Origin of the sequence: Streptosporangium canum (assembly GCF_900113865.1) — a bacterium.
Classification (GTDB): domain Bacteria; phylum Actinomycetota; class Actinomycetes; order Streptosporangiales; family Streptosporangiaceae; genus Streptosporangium; species Streptosporangium canum.
Genome location: NZ_FOQY01000027.1, coordinates 98878 through 119178, shown reverse-complemented (window position 1 = coordinate 119178; position 20301 = coordinate 98878). Strand labels below are relative to the sequence as shown.

The 20301-nt window shown below is 70.2% G+C and carries 20 protein-coding genes; 12 read left to right on the top strand and 8 right to left on the bottom strand.

Annotation, left to right across the window (positions count from 1 at the left end; translation table 11 throughout):
* Together BM085_RS31040 and BM085_RS31035 are read left to right on the top strand one after the other, a co-directional pair.
* Positions 1–664 (top strand): AAA family ATPase (locus tag BM085_RS31040; RefSeq protein WP_177245363.1); only part of this gene is annotated, 664 nt, incomplete at its 5' end.
* A gap of 357 nt (positions 665–1021) precedes the next feature.
* On the top strand, positions 1022–1972 hold the full coding sequence (locus BM085_RS31035; protein WP_093890398.1) for a TIM barrel protein: 951 nt from the start codon (positions 1022–1024) through the stop codon (positions 1970–1972).
* A gap of 85 nt (positions 1973–2057) precedes the next feature.
* On the opposite strand, the gene BM085_RS31030 is transcribed toward BM085_RS31035, so the two are convergent.
* Positions 2058–2933 (bottom strand): A/G-specific adenine glycosylase, encoded by an 876-nt coding sequence (locus tag BM085_RS31030; RefSeq protein WP_177245362.1) that lies wholly within the window; start codon positions 2931–2933, stop codon positions 2058–2060.
* Between the two features lie 112 nt (positions 2934–3045).
* Here BM085_RS31030 and BM085_RS31025 point away from each other — a divergent pair, with 112 nt between their 5' ends.
* The 3 genes from BM085_RS31025 to BM085_RS31015 all read left to right on the top strand — a co-directional run bounded on the left by BM085_RS31025 (position 3046) and on the right by BM085_RS31015 (position 5697).
* Entirely contained in the window at positions 3046–3711 is a 666-nt protein-coding gene (locus BM085_RS31025) for a hypothetical protein (protein ID WP_093890397.1), read from the top strand.
* 382 nt (positions 3712–4093) lie between these two features.
* Positions 4094–5155: an AraC family transcriptional regulator gene (locus BM085_RS31020; RefSeq protein ID WP_093890396.1), complete on the top strand. Its 1062-nt coding sequence runs from the start codon at positions 4094–4096 to the stop codon at positions 5153–5155.
* Positions 5156–5361: 206 nt separating this feature from the next.
* Entirely contained in the window at positions 5362–5697 is a 336-nt protein-coding gene (locus tag BM085_RS31015) for a hypothetical protein (RefSeq protein ID WP_093890395.1), read from the top strand.
* Between the two features lie 300 nt (positions 5698–5997).
* On the opposite strand, the gene disA is transcribed toward BM085_RS31015, so the two are convergent.
* From disA to BM085_RS30990, 5 genes are all read right to left on the bottom strand, one after another.
* On the bottom strand, positions 5998–7083 hold the full coding sequence (gene disA, locus BM085_RS31010; protein ID WP_093890394.1) for a DNA integrity scanning diadenylate cyclase DisA: 1086 nt from the start codon (positions 7081–7083) through the stop codon (positions 5998–6000).
* A 79-nt stretch (positions 7084–7162) separates the two neighbouring features.
* Complete coding sequence (radA, locus tag BM085_RS31005) at positions 7163–8563, bottom strand: DNA repair protein RadA (protein WP_037932601.1); 1401 nt, start codon at positions 8561–8563, stop codon at positions 7163–7165.
* 68 nt (positions 8564–8631) lie between these two features.
* Complete coding sequence (gene trxA, locus BM085_RS31000) at positions 8632–8946, bottom strand: thioredoxin (protein ID WP_177245361.1); 315 nt, start codon at positions 8944–8946, stop codon at positions 8632–8634.
* The gene (locus BM085_RS30995) at positions 8943–9323 is read right to left on the bottom strand and encodes a MerR family transcriptional regulator (RefSeq protein WP_093890392.1); all 381 of its coding nucleotides are present in this window, start codon (positions 9321–9323) and stop codon (positions 8943–8945) included. The genes trxA and BM085_RS30995 overlap by 4 nt, the downstream gene beginning before the upstream one ends.
* Positions 9324–9429: 106 nt before the next feature.
* On the bottom strand, positions 9430–10128 hold the full coding sequence (locus BM085_RS30990) for a class I SAM-dependent methyltransferase (protein WP_177245360.1): 699 nt from the start codon (positions 10126–10128) through the stop codon (positions 9430–9432).
* A gap of 161 nt (positions 10129–10289) precedes the next feature.
* On the opposite strand from BM085_RS30990, the gene BM085_RS30985 reads away from it, so the two are divergent.
* The 6 genes from BM085_RS30985 to BM085_RS30960 all read left to right on the top strand — a co-directional run bounded on the left by BM085_RS30985 (position 10290) and on the right by BM085_RS30960 (position 16593).
* Positions 10290–11102: a sugar phosphate isomerase/epimerase family protein gene (locus tag BM085_RS30985; RefSeq protein WP_093890390.1), complete on the top strand. Its 813-nt coding sequence runs from the start codon at positions 10290–10292 to the stop codon at positions 11100–11102.
* Positions 11103–11186: 84 nt separating this feature from the next.
* Positions 11187–11849 (top strand): TetR/AcrR family transcriptional regulator, encoded by a 663-nt coding sequence (locus BM085_RS30980; RefSeq protein WP_093890389.1) that lies wholly within the window; start codon positions 11187–11189, stop codon positions 11847–11849.
* A gap of 270 nt (positions 11850–12119) precedes the next feature.
* On the top strand, positions 12120–14270 hold the full coding sequence (locus BM085_RS30975) for a (Fe-S)-binding protein (RefSeq protein WP_093890388.1): 2151 nt from the start codon (positions 12120–12122) through the stop codon (positions 14268–14270).
* Between the two features lie 155 nt (positions 14271–14425).
* A complete protein-coding gene (locus tag BM085_RS30970) occupies positions 14426–15220 on the top strand; it encodes a hypothetical protein (RefSeq protein ID WP_093890387.1) in 795 nt (264 codons plus the stop codon).
* Positions 15221–15252: 32 nt separating this feature from the next.
* Complete coding sequence (locus tag BM085_RS30965) at positions 15253–16287, top strand: glycosyltransferase (RefSeq protein ID WP_245789794.1); 1035 nt, start codon at positions 15253–15255, stop codon at positions 16285–16287.
* 24 nt (positions 16288–16311) lie between these two features.
* Positions 16312–16593 carry a metal-sensitive transcriptional regulator gene (locus tag BM085_RS30960; RefSeq protein ID WP_031157959.1) on the top strand — a complete coding sequence of 94 codons (282 nt, stop codon included), beginning with the start codon at positions 16312–16314 and terminating at the stop codon, positions 16591–16593.
* 484 nt (positions 16594–17077) lie between these two features.
* Here BM085_RS30960 and BM085_RS30955 read toward each other — a convergent pair whose 3' ends face one another.
* Both BM085_RS30955 and BM085_RS30950 read right to left on the bottom strand, forming a co-directional pair.
* On the bottom strand, positions 17078–18430 hold the full coding sequence (locus tag BM085_RS30955; protein ID WP_245789793.1) for a hypothetical protein: 1353 nt from the start codon (positions 18428–18430) through the stop codon (positions 17078–17080).
* Between the two features lie 14 nt (positions 18431–18444).
* Complete coding sequence (locus BM085_RS30950; RefSeq protein ID WP_093890385.1) at positions 18445–19002, bottom strand: gamma carbonic anhydrase family protein; 558 nt, start codon at positions 19000–19002, stop codon at positions 18445–18447.
* A 173-nt stretch (positions 19003–19175) separates the two neighbouring features.
* On the opposite strand from BM085_RS30950, the gene BM085_RS30945 reads away from it, so the two are divergent.
* Positions 19176–20294 (top strand): hypothetical protein, encoded by a 1119-nt coding sequence (locus BM085_RS30945; protein ID WP_245789792.1) that lies wholly within the window; start codon positions 19176–19178, stop codon positions 20292–20294.
* Positions 20295–20301: the final 7 nt, after the last annotated feature.

Sequence of the window (20301 nt, the reverse complement as noted above, 5' to 3'; positions counted from 1 at the left end):
CTCGGTGGTCCTCTTCGACGAGATCGAGAAGGCCCACCCGGACATCTTCAACTCGCTGCTGCAGATCCTGGAGGACGGTCGCCTGACCGACGCCCAGGGCCGCGTGGTGGACTTCAAGAACACCGTCATCATCATGACGACCAACCTCGGCACCCGGGACATCTCCAAGGGGCAGGGCGTCGGGTTCGCGAAGTCCAACGACACCGAGTCGAACTACGACCGGATGAAGTCCAAGGTCCAGGAGGAGCTCAAGCAGCACTTCCGGCCCGAGTTCCTCAACCGTGTCGACGACATCGTGGTCTTCCACCAGCTCACGCCGAAGGAGATCATCAAGATCGTGGACCTGATGCTCGCGCAGGTGGGCGAGCGTCTGAAGGACCGCGACATGGGTCTGGAGGTCACGCAGGAGGCCAAGCAGCTGCTGGCCGACCGCGGCTACGACCCGGTGATGGGCGCCCGTCCGCTCCGCCGCACCATCCAGCGCGAGCTGGAGGACTCGCTGTCGGAGAAGATCCTGTACGGCGAGCTCCGTCCCGGCCAGATCGTCAAGATCAGCATCGAGGGCGAGGGCGACGACGCGAAGTTCGTCTTCGTGGGTGAGACCGCGCCGGCCGACCAGGTTCCGGACTCGGCGGCCGCCATCGCGGAGCCGATCCAGAACTAGTCCCACCAGGTAAAGAGAGACCCCGCCGTGAGGAGATTCACGGCGGGGTCTACTCATTTGTTATGCAATAAGGTATGCCGCCACCATAGGTAGTACTACACTCCGTAGAGTGAATCCGGCTCATCTCACCGAAGTGATCCACAAGTCGTACTGATTGCGGTGAGGGTGCCCCCGAGGTCAGCCCAGCGACGTACCGAGGAATCAACTCCGGGAGTGACGCGGAGATCGGTGCCCGTGCGGGATGCTCGGCGGGCCGGCCGAGTTCCCGGCAGGGACGGCCTGTTGACCCGTGACGCCACAACCACCGGCGTGGGGCAATCGGGGCCGCTTACACGGAGCACGCCTGGGAGGCATCGGATGCGTTTGCGGCACGAGGACGGGACGCTCGTTCACCTGTCCTACAACGCGGGCGTACATCCCGCTGAGGACCTGGAGAACCTGATAGCGCACCTGACCCGATACGCGGTCCCGGTGCGCAAGCGGCTCGGCGTGGAGCGGATGGGCGTGGGCCTCTGGCTCTCCCCGAGCGTCGCCGACCATCTCACCGCCGACCGGATCGAGCTGGTGCGCCTGCGCCGTTCCCTCGAGGAGCGGGGCCTGGAGGTCGTCAGCCTCAACGGCACCGGCGGGCGCAACCAGGACGCCCCCGGCCCCGACTGGGCGAAGCCCGAGCGTTACCGCTACACCATGGCGCTGGCCAAGATCCTTGCCTTCCTGCTGCCGGAGGACGTCCGGTTCGGAAGCATCTCCACCATTCCCATCGGCTGGCGCCGCGACTGGCCGGCCGACCTGCACACGATCGCCTCGCGACGCCTGGAGCGCCTCTCCCGCGAGCTGCGCGGCCTCTACAGCGTCACCGGAAAGACGATCAGGGTCGGCTTCGAGCCGTGGCCCGGCTGCGTGCTGGAGACCACCAAGCAGGCGCTGGAGCGGGTCGGCGACATCGACTCCGACCACCTCGGGGTCTGCCTGGACGCCTGCCACCTCGCCGGCGGCTCGGAGGAGCCCGGAGCCGCCCTGCGCGGCCTCGCGGCCGCCGGTGCCCCCGTGGTGAAGCTCGGCCACGTCCACAACCATGTGAGCGAGGCCCGCCATGAGCTGCCGAGCACCCGCTCGGTCCTGGAGGACACCCTCACCGCCATGCTCTCCGGCGCGGTGAACGGCACCGCCCACATCGAGGTCGAGACCCACGACCTGGCCGTGCCGCTGCGGACCAGGAGGCCGGGGGCACTGGTCGACATGCTCGCCGAGGAGCTCGACTGGGCCCGCACCAACCTCACCGCACTCGGCCTGCGCCTGGCCGCCTGAGCGCCTCTGGGAGCCGCGCCGGGCAGCCGGGCACGGCTCCCGTCCCGGAGGCCGTGTCCGGCCGTCTCTGCTCCCCGTGGACCGCTCACCCCGGAAGGCGGTAGGTGCCGTCGTCGAGGACCTCGGCCAGGCCGTCGGCGATCAGGCCGTCGAGGGCGCGCTCCCGCTGCGGGGCGATGTCCCAGACCACGTCGAGGGCGTCTTTGGGGACGGGGCCGTGGGCCTGGCGCAGGACGGACAGGAGGCGGCCGCGGCACTGGCGGTCGGTGCCGGCGTAGGTCTGGCCCTTGCGGGCGGGGCCGTCGTAGGCCGGCTTGCCGGCCAGGCGCCAGGCGCACAGCTCGACGATCGGGCAGTCGGCGCACCGGGGGGCGCGTGCCGTGCAGACCAGAGCGCCCAGCTCCATGACGGCGACCGCCCAGACGGGGGCGTCGTCGGCGCCGGGGAGCAGCGACTCGGCGAGCCGGCGCTCGGCGGACGTGGTGGCCTTCGGGGGATACTCCTCGCCCCGTACGGCCCGCGCCAGGACCCGGCGGACGTTGGTGTCGAGAACGGCGTGACGGCCCTTGAAGGCGAAACTGGCCACCGCGGCCGCGGTGTATTCGCCGATGCCGGGGAGAGTCAGCAGGGTGGCGTGGTCGGAGGGGACCTCGCCGCCGTGCCGGTCGGTGATCGCCCGCGCGCAGGCGTGCAGGTTGAGGGCTCGGCGCGGGTAGCCCAGACGGCCCCAGTGGCGTACGGCCTCACCGGGGGGCTCCCCGGCGAGCGCGGCGGCCGTGGGCCAGCGCTCCATCCACTCGGTCCAGACGGGCAGCACCCGGATCACCGGTGTCTGCTGCAGCATGATCTCGCTGACCAGGATCGACCAGGGGGAGGCGCCGGGGGCGCGCCAGGGGAGATCGCGGGCGCTCTCGGCATACCAGTCGAGAACGGGTTCCAGCAGGAGGTTCGACTCGGGCACCTCTCGACGATAGTGCCGGGCCGGAGCCCTTCCCTCCGCTTCGCCGGCCGAAACGGCGGGGGCAGCGGCGGGTCGTCTCTCATCACTCATGAGGAATCTTCATACTGTGTGTATGGACCCGGACACTTTCCGTAGCGACATAGGGGTGGATGTCTACTGGCGGCGTCGGATGGCCGCGCTCGTCGGTGTGCTCGTGGTGGTCGCCGTCGTGGCCTGGGCCTGCTCGTCGAGCGGGCCGGAGGACACGTCGAAGGTGCAGGCCCAGCTCGGCGGGTCGCCCACGCCGGATCCGATGGTGACCGTGCTGCCCACGGTGACGGTCACTCCCTCGCCGAGTCCGACGACGACTGCGGGAGCGGCCAAGCCGGCCTCCAGGACCAAGCGGCCCGGCGACGCCTGCGAGTCTCCTGACCTCGTGCTGAACATGCAGGGCCAGGGTGACGTCTACGCGCCGGGAAACCGGCCCCGGTTCATTCTTACGCTGGTGAACATCGGCAAGGTGATGTGCACGGCCGACGTCGGTCCCCGGGCGATGGAGGTCCGCATCACCTCCGGCAGCGACCGGGTCTGGTCGTCGGCCGACTGCGTCAGCGGCGAGACCGACGACATCCGCAGGCTCGACCGCGGCATCCCGTACGTCCGGGAGATCGAGTGGGACCGCCGCCGGTCCGGTGGCGACTGCGCGGCCGAGCCTGACGCCGCCCTGGCGGGCACCTACGTGGCCGTGGTCCGGGGTCCCGGCCTGAAGAGCCGCAGGACCGTCTTCCACCTCCGCTAGTCCCGGCGGGACGCTTGGACGGCCGCGCCGGGCGGAAGTCCCGAGAAGCGCATGCCCGGTAGCCGGCCGCCACCCCTTCGCCGACATCTTCGCCGACATCCGATATTCACGCACGGGGCCGAGTGGTCGCCGGAGCGGCGCGGTGTGCGCCGCAGTGGATAGAGGGCGGGCTGAGCATGTCAAATGCAGCAAATGTCTGGGTAAACCCTTCGAGGTGATTCACGGCCCGTCCATTTCCGGTGATTCGGGCGCTCTCGACCGGCTCTGCTGATCATGTAAGGGTGGAGTTGATCAACGGGGCGCTCCGGATGTCCGGAGCTGTCGGCCGCCGGCGGTGTGAGGTCCGGCGGTATGGATTTCGGCCAACGCGAAGGAGAGTGACATGCTGTCCGAGACGGTGTTCCGGAGTGATGACGTGCCTGCGGCGGATCGGTTCGAGCACTGGCGTGAGCTCGTCAGCCAGGCGCACGCGCCCATGGACATGTCCAGCGACTACCGGGAGGATTTCCGGGCCTCCCAGCGTCTGCTGGATCTCGGCCCGGTTTCCGTGTGGCGGACGGCCTTCCAGCCCGTATGTTGCCGCCGGACCTCGAAGCTGATCCGGCAGTCCGACCCCGAAGGGGTGCACTTGTCGCTGCCCACGAACGGTCCTCTCGTGACCGTTCGTGAAGATCACGAGATCGTATACGGACCATATGACCTGTGTGTCTACGACACCTCGCGGCCTACCGAGTTACACGCGGGTGACTTCTCCAACCTGCATACGGGCGTGGCGCTCGACATCCCCAAGACGCTACTGCACCTGCCTGGGAACACGCTCGAAAAGCTGACCACGCGGCAGCTGCCGGTGCGGGAGGGCTTCGGTGCCCTGCTGGCCCATTTCCTCATCCATCTGATGGAAGGGGCCGGCTCGTACCAGCCGTCCGACGGGTTGCGGCTGGGGACGGTCGCGGTCGACCTCGTGTCCGCGTTGTTCGCCCACACCCTGGACGCCGGCGACGTCCTGCCGCCGGAAACCCGCCGGCGGACCCTGATGCTGCGCATTCACGCCTTCGTCGAGCTCAACCTCGCCGACCGCGCCCTGACGCCGGCCGTTATCGCGGCCCATCACCACATATCCGTCCGCTACCTACAGCTTCTCTTCCAGCAGCAGGACAAGACCGTGATGGGCTGGATCCGCCGGCGGCGCCTCGAACGGTGCCGTGAGGACCTCGCCGACCCCTCCCTGCGTGCTCACTCGATCCGTGCCGTCGCCCTGCGGAGGGGCTTCGCCACCTCCGCCGACTTCAGCCGCGCGTTCCGTTCCGCGTACGGCATGTCTCCTTCGGAATACCGTCATGCGGCACGCGCTGGTGATCGGAGTGCGAATCCGTCGGCGAACGCCTCGGACACCGCGCCGCCGACATTCCAGAACAACGGCGGAGACACCTCTCCGGATGCGTGAGGAGCGAAATCAAGACGACGGCGCCGCATCTCGCCCGGGCGGATGACGGCCGGCGCCGGACCCCCGTGTGCGCTCATCGCCAAGGAACACTGCGCGCCGTGATAAAGACTTCCGTGATCGGTCGCCGTGATACTGAACCGGTCGGATCGCAATGGGTGGATTTGACACCGCACGTTTCCGTGAACTTCTTAGCAAAGGGGAAAGAAATGAAGCGGACCATCAAACAATGGGGTGCCCTCGGCGCCGCGGCCGTATCGCTGGCAGGGGTCATGGTCGTCGCAGGCGGGACAACGTCGGCACACGCGGACACCCGGTGCGGCTGGGGATGGATCAAGATCAACGACAGTGCCGGCGGAGATCCCATCAGCGATGCCCGCGGTCACTCCCACAGCGGTGGCAACCACTACGTCCGTAATTTCTGGTGGGACGCCGCCTCGGGGGCGTACATATGGGATTGGTGGGCGGACAACGACGGCGGGTCGGACGGTGACACGGCGGACACCTACTTCGGGTCGCGCTGGTGCGCTAACCCCGCCTGGTAGTGACGCCCGGTGAGCGAGCGAGATCTCTGTCCGCGAAGGCGTCGGGACGCGTGACACCTCTGATGCCGCATACCGATCGCCGAGTGACTCGCCGAGGGCGCTGACCGGCGGGCGGGCAGCTCGGAACAGAGCCGCCGCGAGGTGGGAGACCCTGTTCGCCCGGCCGGGTGAACAGGGTCTCTCGGGTTACGGGCGGCCCGGCGAACGGCACGCGGAGGCAGGGCGTCGAGTCTTCGGGACCCGGCCGGCTCGATGCCGTTCTCGCGCGCTCCAGGGCCCGTCTCGCGGATCTCCGCGGTCCTAGACGTAGCGCTCCAGGATGGAGGACTCGGCCAGCCGGGAGAGGCCCTCACGGATGTGGCGGGCCCTGGCCTCGCCGACCCCGCCCACCTCCTGCAGGTCGCCGATGCTGGCGGCCAGGAGTTTCTGCAGGCTGCCGAACTGGTCGACCAGCCGGTCGACCACCGTGCCCGGGAGGCGGGGGACCTTGGCCAGCAGGCGGTAGCCCCGGGGGCTCACCGGACTGTCCAGGGCGTCGTTGCCCGAGTGGCCGAGGACCTGGGCGACGACGGAGAGGTCGAGCAGGTCGCTGGAGGACAGCTGGTCGAGATCGTGCAGGGCCTCGGCGAACTTGCGGGGACGACGGCCCGCCATCGGCAGGTAGTCGCGAACGATCAGCTCGCGGTCGGTCTCGGTCCCGGCCACCAGCTCGTCGAACTGCAGGGACAGCAGACGGCCGTCGGTGCCGAGCTCGACGACGTAGCCGGCGATCTCCTCGGAGATGCGCCGGACCATCTCCAGCCGCTGGGCGACCACCGCGATGTCGCGGACCGTGACCAGGTCCTCGATCTCCAGCGCCGACAGTGTGCCGGAGACCTCGTCCAGACGGAGCTTGTAGCGCTCAAGGGTGGCCAGGGCCTGGTTGGCCTTGGAGAGGATCGCCGCCGACTCCTCCAGCACATAGCGGAAGCCGTCCAGGTAGAGGGCGATGATCCGCATGGACTTGCTGAGGGAGATGACGGGCACGGACGTCTGCACGGCCACTCGCTGGGCGGTGCGGTGCCGGGTGCCCGACTCGTCGGTGGGGATGGACGGGTCGGGCATCAGGTGCACGGCCGCGCGCACGATCCTGAGGTCGCCCGCGTTCAGCACGATGGCGCCGTCCATCTTGGCGAGCTCACGCAGCCGCGTCGCGGAGAACTCGACGTCCAGTTCGAACCCGCCGCTGCAGATCTCCTCGACCGTGCTGTCGTGGCCGAGGACGATCAGACCGCCTGTGTGGCCGCGGAGGATGCGCTCCAGGCCGTCGCGGAGCTCGGTGCCCGGAGCGACCGCGGCCAGGACGGCCCTGCGGCGTTCGTCGAGCCCTTTGTAGTGTGCTGGCACATGACCCCCGTGGTCTGCGTATCACGCTCAGCTTACCGGCGGCGGCCCCGCGGAGGCCGGAATCGCCGGATGGTCACCTCTAGGTGACGTGAGTGAGGGCGTCCCAGACGTTGTCCGCCTCGACGACGTCGAAACCCGGCAGGAAGCTCGTGCTCCGGCCGCCGACCGGGACCAGGGAGCGTTCGCCGTTCTTCCGCTTGCCCGCGTCGAGGGAGCCGGCCGGGACCAGGGCGCGGGTGAAGCCCAGCCGTGCCGCCTCCGACAGGCGGCGGCGCACGTCGCGCACCGGGCGCAGCTCGCCGGCCAGGCCCACCTCGCCCATCACGATCAGCCCGGGTGGCAGTGCCTTGTCTCCGGCGGCGCTGGCCACCGCGAGCATCACCGACAGGTCCACCGCCGGATCGCTGAGCTTGATGCCGCCCACGGTCGCGGTGAACACGTCGCAGCCGCCGAGCTTGGCGTTGAGCCGCCGCTCCAGCACGGCCAGCACCATCGTCACCCGGTAGGTGTCGAGCCCGGAGGAGGAGCGGCGCGGCTGCTGGGCCTCGGTCCGCGCGACCAGGGCCTGGACCTCCGCGGGCAGCGGCCGGGTGCCCTCCAGGGTGACCGTGACGCACGTGCCGGGCACCGGCTCGGCGCGGTGGGAGACGAACAGGCCGCTGGCGTCGGCGATCCCCTCGATGCCGCCCTCGTGCAGGTCGAAGCAGCCGACCTCGTCGACGGGGCCGTACCGGTTCTTGATGGCGCGGACCATGCGGAGCCGGGAGTGCCGGTCGCCCTCGAAGTGGAGCACGACGTCGACCAGGTGCTCAAGCGTCCGGGGGCCGGCGATCGAGCCCTCCTTGGTGACGTGGCCGACCAGCACCGTGGACATGCCCCGCTCCTTGGCCAGCCGGACCAGGTTGCCGGCGACCTCCCTGACCTGGGTGACCCCGCCGGGCACCCCGGTCGCCTGGGCCGAGCCGATCGTCTGCACCGAGTCGACGATGAGCAGGTCCGGCTGGACCTTCTCCACGTGGGTCACCAGCGCGCTCAGGTCGGTCTCGGCCGCGAGGTAGAGCTGGTCCTGGATCGCGCCGATCCGGTCGGCCCTGACCCGCACCTGGGCGGCCGACTCCTCGCCCGTGATGTAGAGGACGGTCTGCTGCCGGGCGATCTTGGCCGCCGCCTCCAGCAGGAGCGTGGACTTGCCGATGCCCGGCTCCCCGGCCAGCAGCACGACGGCGCCCGGCACGAGGCCGCCGCCGAGCACCCGGTCGAGCTCGGGAACGCCGGTGCCGCGCGCGTGCGCCACCTCGGCCTTGACCTGTCCGATCGGGACGGCGGGGGCCGACACCGCCCCGGCGGAGGCGACGTTCACGCCACCGCGGGCGGTCTCCTCCTCGACCGTGCCCCAGGCCTGGCACTCGCCGCAGCGGCCCACCCATTTGGCGGTCTGCCAACCGCACTCACCACAGCGATAGCCGACCTTCTTTGCCATGGCCGCACGTTACCGGTCCCGACCGACAACTTTCACCCGGTACGGCTCCCGCGGGAGCCGGGACCCGCCTAGATGTGGTCTTCGAGGGCGGCGAGGAGCAGGCGCTTGGGCTTGGCGCCGATGATCTGCTGGACCACCTCGCCGCCCTTGTAGAGGTTGAGCGTCGGCAGGCCCATGACGCCGTAGCGGGCCGCGATCTCCTGGTGCTCGTCGTAGTTGAGCTTGGCGATCGTGACGCGGTCGCCGTGCTCGGCCTCGATCTGCTCCAGAACCGGCGCGATCATCCGGCACGGCCCGCACCACTCGGCCCAGAAGTCGACCAGGACGGGCTTGTCGCTCTGGAGCACCTGCTCGGCGAAGTTCTCGGCGGTCAAAGTGATCATGACTCTCCCTGCTTTCTCAGTACGCATCCGGGACAGGCGTCGGTCAGCTGCCCGGCGACCTCGGCCCGCCGGGCGAGCAGCGTGCGGATCTCGTCGTCGATCTCGGCCAGCTTGCGCTGGTAGACCGCCACCGACTCCGGGCAGGACCCGCCCGACTCGTGGCCGGCCCGCAGGCACGCCACGAACGGCCGGGCGTCCTCCAGGGTGAAACCGACGCCGAGCAGCGACCTGATCTCGGTGACGAGCTTGAGGTCCGCCTCGCCGTACTCCCGGTAGCCGTTGGCCGTCCGCCGTGCCGTGATCAGCCCCTGCTGCTCGTAGTAGCGCAGCGCGCGGGTGCTGACCCCGGCCCGTCTCGCGAGCTCCCCGATCCGCATCCGTCCTCCTTACGGCCTCACGCTAAACGTTGACATCAACGACAAGGTCAAGCGGTTTCGGAGGGCTTTTCATCCCGGTTGTCCGGCGGGCGGCGGCTCGGAGCGGTCAGTACAGCTTCCAGCGCAGGACGTTGGGGTAGGCGAGCTCCAGCCCGGGGGTCTCGGCGATGGCCCGGTCGGCGATCGCGGGGGTGAACTCGATGCGGAGCACCGCCTCCAGGTCGGCGCGGCGCTCGAAGGACATGCGCAGGTCGAGAGGGCGGCTCTGCCAGCCCTGGCGGCTCCAGAACTCCTCGACGGACCTGGCCGAGTGGGTGGGCACGGACTGGCTGAACCAGCGGCCGAAGGCGCCGCGGCCGGCGTCGAGGTCGATCACGAAGGCCGCGCCGCCCCGCCGTACCACCCGGGAGAGCTCGGCCAGGCCCGGCTCGCAGCCGGGGCCGAAGAAGTAGGCCCAGCGGGCGACGGCCACGTCCACCGAGGCGTCGGGCAGCGGGAGGGCCTGGGCGGTGGCCGCGTGGACCTCGACGTTGGGCAGCGGCCGGCAGCGGCGCCTGGCCAGCTCGACGAGGTCGCCGTGCGGCTCGACGCCGATCACCCGGGCGGCGGCGGCCGACAGGGAGGGCAGGTGGTAGCCGCTGCCGCAGCCGATGTCGAGGACCGTCGCGCCGTCCCACGGCCGGATGGCGGCCATCGCCGCCTCCGCCTGCCCGTCGGGGTCGACCGCCCGGTTCTCCAGCTCGTAGATGTGCGGGGTGTTCCAGATGTTCGGGCTGGGGATGGCGCCCTGCATGAACCGCGGCATGTCCCCACCGTAGCGATGTGATCTCCGCTGCATCAGCGAGGCCGGACTCCACTCGTCCGCTGTCCCGCTTAGGCTGGCATCGTGAGTGAGCGAAGCGAGCGGGGCCTGCGGGCACGGCGGCGTCCGCTCACGCGAACTCCAGCCGGAGGCGAGGAAGCCGTATGAGCGTTATCCGAGTACCTAGTGCGAAGATCGCGCTGTCCACCGCGTCCGTCTACCCGGAGCGCACGCCGGACGCCTTCGAGCTGGCCGCGAGGCTGGGATACGACGGTGTCGAGATCATGGTGGGCGCCGACCCCGTGAGCCAGGACGTCGACGTCCTGGAGCGGCTGTCGGACCACTACGGGCTGCCCATCCTGGCCATCCACGCGCCGTGCCTGCTGGTGACCCAGCGGGTGTGGGGCAAGGATCCGTGGGCCAAGCTCCAGCGGGCGCAGCGGGCCGCCGAGCGGGTGGGCGCCAGGACGGTCGTGGTGCATCCGCCGTTCCGCTGGCAGCGCGACTACGCGCGCGACTTCGAGGCCGGCCTGGCCCGGATGCGGGAGGAGACCGACGTGGTCTTCGCCGTGGAGAACATGTTCCCGCTGAAGGCCCGGGGCAACGAGGTCGTGCCCTACTCGCCGGACTGGAACCCGGTCGACTACGACTTCCCGCAGGTGACGCTGGACCTGTCGCACACGGCGGTGTCCGGGGTCGACGCGATGGAGATGTTCACCAAGCTAGGCGACCGGCTCGCCCACCTGCACCTGGCCGACGGCGTCGGGACGGCCAACAAGGACGAGCACCTGGTCCCCGGCCGGGGCGGCCAGCCGTGCGCGCCGATCCTGGAGCGCCTGGCGGGCAACGGCTACGACGGCCTGGTCGTGCTGGAGATCAACACGCGCAAGGCGGCCAGCCGTACGGAGCGGATCGACGACCTCGCCGAGGCGCTGGCCTTCGCGCGCCTGCACCTCGCCACGTCCTCCAGCGTGTGAGCGGAGGATCGGCGATGAGCGTGCGACCTCCGGACGGGCGGCCCGTGGGCGACACGGCGGAACACATCGGTGAGTGAAAGACCTGTGAGCGAACGACCCGCGGACGACGCGGGAGAACGGCCGGAGGGGCGACCCGCGGACGCGCGGCCCGCGAGCGGGCCCGAGAGCGGCAGGAGGCGTCCCGGGCGCCGGCCCGGGGCGGCGGACACGCGCGGGCAGATCCTCGCGGCCGCCCGCGAGACCTTCTCGGAGAAGGGGTTCGACAAGGCGACCATCCGGGGTATCGCCCGTCAGGCGGGGGTGGACCCGGCGCTGGTCCATCACTACTTCGCGAGCAAGGAGGGGATGTTCGTCGCGGCCATGGAGCTGCCGGTCAACCCCGACGAGGTCATTCCGACGATCATGAACGGGCCGCGTGCGGAGATCGGCGAGCGGCTGACCCGGTTCGTCCTGACGATGACCTCGGAGGCCGAAGCCCGCCAGCCCGTGCTGGCGCTGGTCCGCACCGCGATGACCAACGACCAGGTGGTCTCGATGGTCCGCGAGTTCCTCACGCACGCGCTCGTGAACCGGGTCGCGGCGGAGCTGGGGATCCCGCCGATCCGGATGGAGGCGGCCTTCGCCCAGCTCTTCGGGGTGGTCCTGATGCGCTACGTCGTCAAGCTGGAGCCGCTCGCCTCGGCCGGGATCGAGGAGCTGGTGGAGCTGCTCGCCCCCACGGTCCAGCGCTATCTCGACGGTCCCTGACGGCGCCGGCGGGCTGAACGCGGGAGATGTCGGCGGGCTGAACGCGGGCGGAACCCGGTGGGCATCGGCGGGCGTCGGCGGGCGGAACCCGGCGGCGACATGTGTGCAGAGCATTGTTCTGGGCATCGAAGTGACCATATGGTGACCACGTTCACCACGGGTCGCGGCCGGAGAACATGTTACCCATCGGTAGGATTCGTGGCGACCCGTCGTCACCGTGGATGACCGGCGGTCGTACGCTGGCAGCCAACGCCGTCTGTGGGAGGACCCGTGCTCTGGGTAGCGATCATCGGGCTGGTCATGACAGCCGTCGCGGTCGCGCTTGCCGCGCGCCGTGTGCTGTTCCTCTACCAGCTCGCCACCGTCGGGCCGCCCGCGCCCGAGCGGATCGAATACGCCAAGAACAACGTGGGCGACGAGATCAAGGCCCAGCTCGTCGAGGTCTTCGGGCAGAAGAAGCTGCTCAAGTGGACGGCCTCGGGCACCGCGCACTTCTTCGTCATGTGGGCGTTCTTCATCCTGGCGACCGTCTACCTGGAGGCCTACGGCTCGCTGATCCAGGGCGCGATCACCGGTACGCCCGACTTCCACATCCCGCTCATCGGGACCTGGGCCGTCCTGGGCTTCCTGCAGGACTTCATCGCGGTCGCGGCCCTGATCGGCCTGATCGCCTTCGCGGTCATCAGGATCAAGAACTCGCCCAAGAAGCTCGGCCGCAGGTCCCGCTTCTCCGGCTCGCATCTCGGCGGCGCCTGGCTCGTCCTCTTCATGATCTTCAATGTGATCTGGACGATGTTCCTGTTCCGCGGCGCGGCGTTCAACACCGGCAACCTTCCCTACGCCTCGGGGGCGTTCGCCTCCGAGGCCACCGCCGCCCTGCTGCGGCCGATGGGCGCCTCCGCCAACGAGGCACTGGAACACGTCGGGCTGCTCCTGCACATCGGCGTCATGCTGGTGTTCCTGGTCATCGTGGTGAACTCCAAGCACCTGCACATCTTCACCGCGCCGCTGAACGTGATGTTCTCCCGCCGCCCGGACGGCAACGGCCCGGCCCAGCCGATGCGGATCGACGGCAAGGTCGTCGACTTCGAGGACGAGGACCTCGACGGCGACAGGCTGGGGCGCGGCAAGATCGAGGACACCACCTGGAAGGGCTTCCTCGACTTCTACACCTGCACCGAGTGCGGTCGCTGCCAGTCGCAGTGCCCGGCCTGGAACACCGACAAGCCGCTGTCGCCGAAGATGCTCATCCTCGACCAGCGCGACCACGCCTTCAAGGTCGCCCCGTACCTGACGGCCACCCAGGACCAGCGCGCCGACCTGCACGAGGACGTGCTGGCCCTGCTGGACAAGCCCCTGGTCGGCGAGGACGGCGTCATCCACCCGGACGTGCTGTGGTCCTGCACCAACTGCGGCGCCTGCGTCGAGCAGTGCCCGGTGGACATCGAGCACATCGACCACATCCTCGACATGCGCCGCTACCAGGTGATGGTGGAGTCGAACTTCCCGTCCGAGGCCGGCGTCATGGTCAAGAACCTGGAGAACAAGGGCAACCCGTGGGGGATGTCCGAGATGAAGCGGGCCGACTGGATCGAGGAGCTCGCCGGCCGCGAGGTCGACCCGATCGAGGTCCAGCTCATCGACGAGAAGATGCCCGAGGACACCGAATACCTGTTCTGGGTCGGCTGTGCCGGAGCCCTGGAGGACCGGGCCAAGAAGACCACCAAGGCGGTCGCGGAGCTGCTGCACGTGGCGGGGGTGAAGTTCGCGGTGCTCGGCCCGATGGAGGCCTGCACCGGCGACCCGGCCCGCCGCCTGGGCATGGAGTTCCTCTTCGACATGCTGGCCAAGCAGAACATCGAGACGCTGAACGAGGCCGGGGTCAAGAAGATCGTCGCCACCTGCCCGCACTGCTTCAACACCCTCGCCAACGAGTATCCGCAGCTCGGCGGGACCTACGAGGTCGTCCATCACACCCAGCTCCTGGCCAAGCTGGTGGATGAGGGCAAGCTGGTCCCGGTCACGCCGATCGAGGAGAAGATCACCTACCACGACCCGTGCTTCCTCGGCCGTCACAACAAGGTGTACTCCCAGCCCCGCGACATCATGGCCAAGGTCCCGGGCGTGCAGACCCAGGAGATGCACCGCCACAAGGAGCGCGGCTTCTGCTGCGGCGCCGGCGGCGCGCGGATGTGGATGGAGGAGCGGCTCGGCAAGCGCATCAACACCGAGCGCGTGGACGAGGCGCTGACCACCGACCCCGACACCATCTCCACCGCCTGCCCGTTCTGCCTGGTCATGCTGGGCGACTCGATCAACGAGAAGAAGAACGCGGGCGAGGCGAAGGAGACGCTGGAGGTCGTGGACGTCTCCCAGCTTCTGATCAAGTCCATCAAGGGACAGCCCGTCAAGGCGTCCTGAATCCCGGTCAGGCACGGCCCGCTTCGCGGACCGTGCCTGACAATCGGTAAAGATGTTGAGAAAAGGACGCTAGGTCTGAAACTCTTCCTGTCGATTACGGAAAAATCACGGTAACCTCAACGTCGCGTAGCTCATTGACGGGGAGGGAGCTGACGATGCGTGTCGTCGTCACGGATGCCGAGGTCACTCTGGCCGACGTCCTCTCGCTCCGCCTGTCCCTCCGCGGGCCGCTCGCGGGCGGCGCCGAACTGGTCCTGCGTCACCGGGTCACCGCCGTCGAGCGCACGGTGGCGCTGGGCGCCTCCGGAACGGAGGCGCGCGACGCGACGCTCGCGGTCTCGCTGGCGCCGCTGGCCCTCACCCCCGGCCGCTGGGACGTCCACCTGCGGCAGGAGGGGACGCGCACCCGGCTGCGGAGCGTCGATCCCGGCTTCTCCCTCGACCATCTCGACGCCTACGCGCTGAGCCGCCGGGCCCTGGCCTACCGGGCCTACCGGACGCGCAACGGCTTCCTGGCCCTGAAGGTCGACGAGGCCGAGCCCGCCGCGGAGGTCCGCGCGGTCTGGTTCCGGGAGGGCCGTTTCGAGGTCACCGGGCTGCTGGCCTTCACCGGCCTCGACGACGACGAGTCCCGGCACGAGGCGCGCCTCGCGCTCCGCCGTAACCACCCCGACGCCGAGCTGACCGCCGTCGCGACGGTCCAGGGGGTCCGCTTCCACGCCGCGCTCTCCCTGTGCGACGTGCTGGCCGCCGCGCCCGAGCAGTCCGGCACCTGGGAACCCTCCCTGGAGGTGGACGGCCTGGCCGCGCCGCTCCGCCTGGGTTCCCGGCTGGACGACGTCGACGGCAAGCACCGCCGCCTGCACTACCCGGCCGAGGAGATCGACGGAGTGCCGATCCGGCCCCGCTACACAGCGGACGACGAGCTCAGGATCGAGGTCGGCGGGTGAGGATCTGCCTGCTCCTCCCCTCCGTCGACGGCATGCGGGGTGATGTCCGGTCGGTCGTCAACCTCGCGGGGGAGCTGGCCGAACGCCACCAGGTCGAGATCATCAGCGTCCGGCGCCACAGGGAGAGGCCGTTCTTCCCGGTGGAGCCGGGGGTGACGCTGTCCTGGCTGGTCGACGCCCAGCCCGGTGTGCGGCACCTGCTGCCGCAGGGGCAGATGCGCGCCGAGGTCGCGCTGTGGCGGCGGCTGCGCGCGCTCAAGGCCGATGTGATCATCAGCACCAGGCCGGGGCTGAGCATCCAGGTGGCCCGGCACGCGCCCCGCGACGTCGTGCGGATCGCCCGGGAGTGGGGCCGGCCGCCGGTGCCCGGACCGATCAAGAGGTTCTACCCCCGCCTGGACGCGGTCGCCACGGCCACCGAGAAGAGCCGTCAGGAGTGGGACACCCTGCTGGCGGCCGGCATCGAGGTCCGGATGATCCCGGACGCGCTCCCCCCCGGTCCCTGGCCGCGCTCGCGGATGGACAACCGCATCGTCGCCGCGGGCGGGCGGTTGGTGCCGGCGAAGTCCTACGACCGGCTGATCCGCGCGTTCGCCACCATCGCCGGCCGGCGTCCCGACTGGCGGCTGCGCCTGTACGGCGGCGGCCCGGAGGACAGGCGCCTGCGCGACCTGGTCCAGGACCTGAACCTGCACAACCACGTCTACTTCATGGGCACGACCTCCGACCTGGCCGGCGAGTTCGCCAAGGCGTCGATCGTGGCGACGACCTCCCGGACCGAGGTGCTCGGGATGACCGTGATCGAGGCGATGGCCAGCGGGGTGCCGGTGATCGGCTTCGACGGCCCGAGGGGGCCGGGCGAGTTCGTGACCGACGGCCGCAGCGGGGTCCTGGTCCCCGAGGGCGGGGACGAGATCGAGGCGTACGCCTCGGCGCTGCTCGCGCTCATCGACGACGAGCGCCGGCGCCGGGAGCTCGCGGCCGGCGCGCTGGGGGCCGCGGCCGCCTATTCGGCGCCTTCGGTGGCCGAGCAGTGGGAGAAACTGATCGCGGCTACCTCCCGCTGAGCCCGGCCCGGGTACCGTTGGGGCATGCATGGGTACAGCGGAGACAAGCAGGCCTATCTGACCCGGCTGCGGCGGATCGAGGGACAGATCCGGGGCCTGCAGCGGATGGTCGAAGAGGACGCCTACTGCATCGACGTGCTGACACAGGTGTCAGCCGCCACGCGGGCGCTCCAGGCGGTGGCGCTCGGCCTGCTGGAGGACCACATCGGGCACTGCGTCGCCGACGCGATCAGCACCGGCGGCCCGGAGGCGGAGGAGAAGGTCAAGGAGGCCTCGGCGGCGATCGCCCGCCTCGTCCGTTCGTGACTAGTCACCGGACCATCTTTCCGAACCACGTCCCGGACCCCTGTCGAGGAGTCCGGGACTAGGTCGTCTGGACGGTTCTCTCATCGGCTTCAGCAGATCGCCGAAGCACTCAATCCGAGCGCGTTGTCGAGCTCCGCCAAGGTGAGTGGCCGTTCGCTGATGGCGACGGCGGTAAGCACCTCGGCATAGAGCGCGATCTCGTCCAACGCGACACGGTCGTGGACCCTAGAGTCCAGGTCGTCGTGCCCCACCGCGTCGTCCTTCCTTCCGCAGCCCACACCCACTTCGAGGTTACGGCGGGCGGTCTTTCGTGCCCATGGCCCATCGGGACCATTCCTTCCGGCACGCTCACGCCCTCAGAAGGATCATTTCCCGATTGCGAGATCACGATTCAGGCAATCAGCCGATGCGTGAGGGGATACAGGGATATAAGGAGAGTAAGGAGAAAATAACTCCATTTGTGGTTTAAGTATGCTGGCGCTTGTCAGAAGTGGCGGGGGAAGGTCCCTGATATGCCCGGGATCGGATCGTCCCGCTCGTGCGTCAGGCGATGCACGAGCGCCGAGGCCGTGGCGAACCCGCGCTCCGGCACCGTGGTCCCGCTCAGACGGCACCACGCGAGCCCGGTGGCGTAGGCGGCGCCCAGCAGGGCCGCCGCCGAGGCCCGGTCCGGCGGATGGAGCGCGGAGTGCAGCTCGCCCGAGCGCGGCCAGCATCCCCGCAGCGGGTGCGACGGGTCGGTGAGCACCACATGGAGGATGTGCCGCAGCTCCGGATCCAGCCACGGGTAGAGCGTGTCGGCCGCCCTGGGCGCGGACGCCGCCAGGTCGGCCGCGAGGAGCGAGGCCGCCACCGCCCGGGGGTCGGCGCCCTTCGGGACGAGGAACCCCAGGGCCTGGACCAGGTCGTAGAGCGTGTGCTGGAAATGCTCCCCAGGGGAGGAGTCCGGCAGCGTCACGTGGAGCGGGCAGCGCGACAGCCATGCCTGCCGTACGGCGTCGTCACCGTAGTGGGCGACGGAGGGATCGGGGCCGGTACGGCGGAGCACCGGCTCGATCATGGTCAGCAGGACCTCGGCCCGGGGGCGGAAGCGCCGGTCGCCGCGGACCGCGTCGGCGGTGTCGGCCATCAGCGCGACCAGCCGGAGACCGGCCTCGGGGTGACCCGCCCGGACCCGCTCGCCGTACAGCGCCACCAGATCGTCCAGCGAGGCGGGGGGCAGCCAGCGGACCCACTCGTCGCCGGGGAGCGGGCGGGCCAGGAACTCCCCGAACATCGACAGCAGCACCTCGTTGCCGTCGAACGCCGGGGCGTAGGCGCACCACATGAGCGTGCCCCAGACCGCCGCGACCGGGCTGGCGACCTCCCTGGCGAAGAGGTCGGCGAACGGCCCGGTGAGCGGGAAGTCCTCCCTGCGCCTGCCACGCTGGGCGATGACCAGCTCGCGGACCCGCTCGGTGATCTCGGGGGGCACGTCCGGGCCGACGAACCCCTGGACCGACCCCCGGTCCGAGGTGAAGTCGGGGCCGCCCGGGACCAGGTGGGGCGAGATCATCGAGGTGACCTGGATCACCTGCGCCGCCGCCCGGAAGCCCGGGTCGGCCGGTGGCGCGGCCAGGTGCCAGCGGCCGTCCGCGGGATCCTGCCGGTACCACCGGGCGTGCGCGCCGAACAGCCAGCGTCCGCCGTCCGGGGTGGCCAGGGTGCGCAGCGCGACGGCCTGGGCGCGCGCGGGCAACGGGAGCGCCGCCCACCGGTGGTCGGCGACCATGGCGCGCACATCGCTCTCGATGGCGTCGAAACAGTCCCACTGCCGCACGGCGGTCATGTTACCCATGCCCTCCCGGCGCGTCAGCGATCAGCACCCGTGTCGCCCGTGACGGGGACGGCCGCCCGATGCCGCGCCGCCTTGGCCATGTAGTTGCCGGGGGTGCGGGCGAAGGAGTCGCGGTCGTCGTCGGTGAGCTCGCGGATGATCTTTCCGGGCACGCCCGCGACGAGCACCCCGGCCGGGATCCTCTTTCCCGGCCCCACCAGGGCGCCGGCCGCGACGAGCGAGCCCGCGCCGATCCGGGCCCCGCCGAGCACGATCGCGCCGATGCCGACGAGCGCGCCGGTCTCCACGTGGGCGCCGTGCACCATGGCCTTGTGGCCCAGGCTGACCCGGGGTTCCAGCACGGCGGGTTCGCGGGGGTCGGCGTGCAGGCAGCACAGGTCCTGGATGTTGCACTCCTCGCCGACCTCGATGACCTCGTCGTCGCCGCGGAGGACCGAGCCGTACCAGACGTTCGCGGCACGGCCGAGGCGTACCCGGCCGACGACCACCGCGCCGGGGGCGATGTATGCCTCTGGGTGGATCTGCGGGGTCGCGTCACCGTCGAGGGCGGCGATGTAGGGGCTGATGTCCATGTGATTGATGTTACGGTGAGTGAGCTTGTCCGATATTTCCGCACGCAGGTCGGGCGTTCCGGTTGCGGACTTGGACAGTAAGCAGGAAAGTCGTCTCCTGACGTCTCCTTTCCCGCCACACAACCTCCACGGGCAGCGCTATGACAAATCAGCACGAGAGCTTTCCCGATCTGATGCATGAGGACTCGTTCGAGGTCGTCATGCGCGGCTACAACCGTCGCCAGGTTCACGACTACATGAACCGCAACCGCCACCAGATCCGTGATCTGGAGGAACGGCTCGCGCGGGCGATCGAGCAGGCCGAGCAGGGCCGCATCGAGTTGTCCGAGGCCCGGCGGAGACTCTCCGACGCCCCGCAAGACTACGACGAACTCGGCCAGCGGCTCAGCCAGATCCTGAAGCTGGGTGAGGAGGAGGCGGCCTCCAAGAAGCAGGTCGCCGACGCCGAGGCCAGCAAGCTGCGCGAGGACGCCTCCGAAGAGGCCCATCGGCTGGTCAACTCGGCCCTGGAACGGGCCGAGGGCATAATGAACGCCGCCCAGCAGGAGGCCGAGCGCCGGGTCGCCGAGGCCACCGCCGCCGCCGAGCACATGCTCGCCCAGGCCGGCGGCGACGCCGAGGAGACCCTCAACGCGGCGCGCACGGAGTCCGAGGAGACCCTGCGCGGCGCCCGCGCCGAAGCCGACCGGATGGTCACCTCGGCCCGGGCCGAGGCGGAGCGGACGATCGAGAGCGCCCGGGCCGAGGCGGAGTCCACCCTGGGCAGCGCCCGGGCCGAGGCGGAGTCCACCGTGTCCTCCGCCGCCGCCGAGGCCCACGCCATGCTGACGGCGGCCCAGCAGCGCTCCACGGTCCTGGACGAGACCACCGGCCGCCGGGTCTCCTACCTGACCGACACCCACCGCGAGGTCATGCGCCGTCTCAACGAGATGGGCGCCGTGCTGGGGGACCTGATCCACCGTGAGAACGCCGCCGGAGCCCTGGTCGACGAGGGCTCCGTGCTCCCCCAGTTTCCCGTCCAGACCGCCGTCGTGGCCGTCCCGGCGGACGGCGCTCCGGCCGAGGCGACCGCCGGGCCCGACCAGAGTGCCGACCAGGGGGCCGAGCCCGGACCCGGGGCCGAGGCCGACGTGGAGTCCGACGTCGAGGCCGTCCGGGTGATCGTGGACGACGAGCCCGAGGACCGCGACGACCACTTCGCCGGCGACCGCCGTACCGAGATCTTGGACGACACCGACGTGCACCTGGGCCGGGTCGCCAAGGAGAACGACGAGTACGCCGCACGGAAGTGACGGCCGT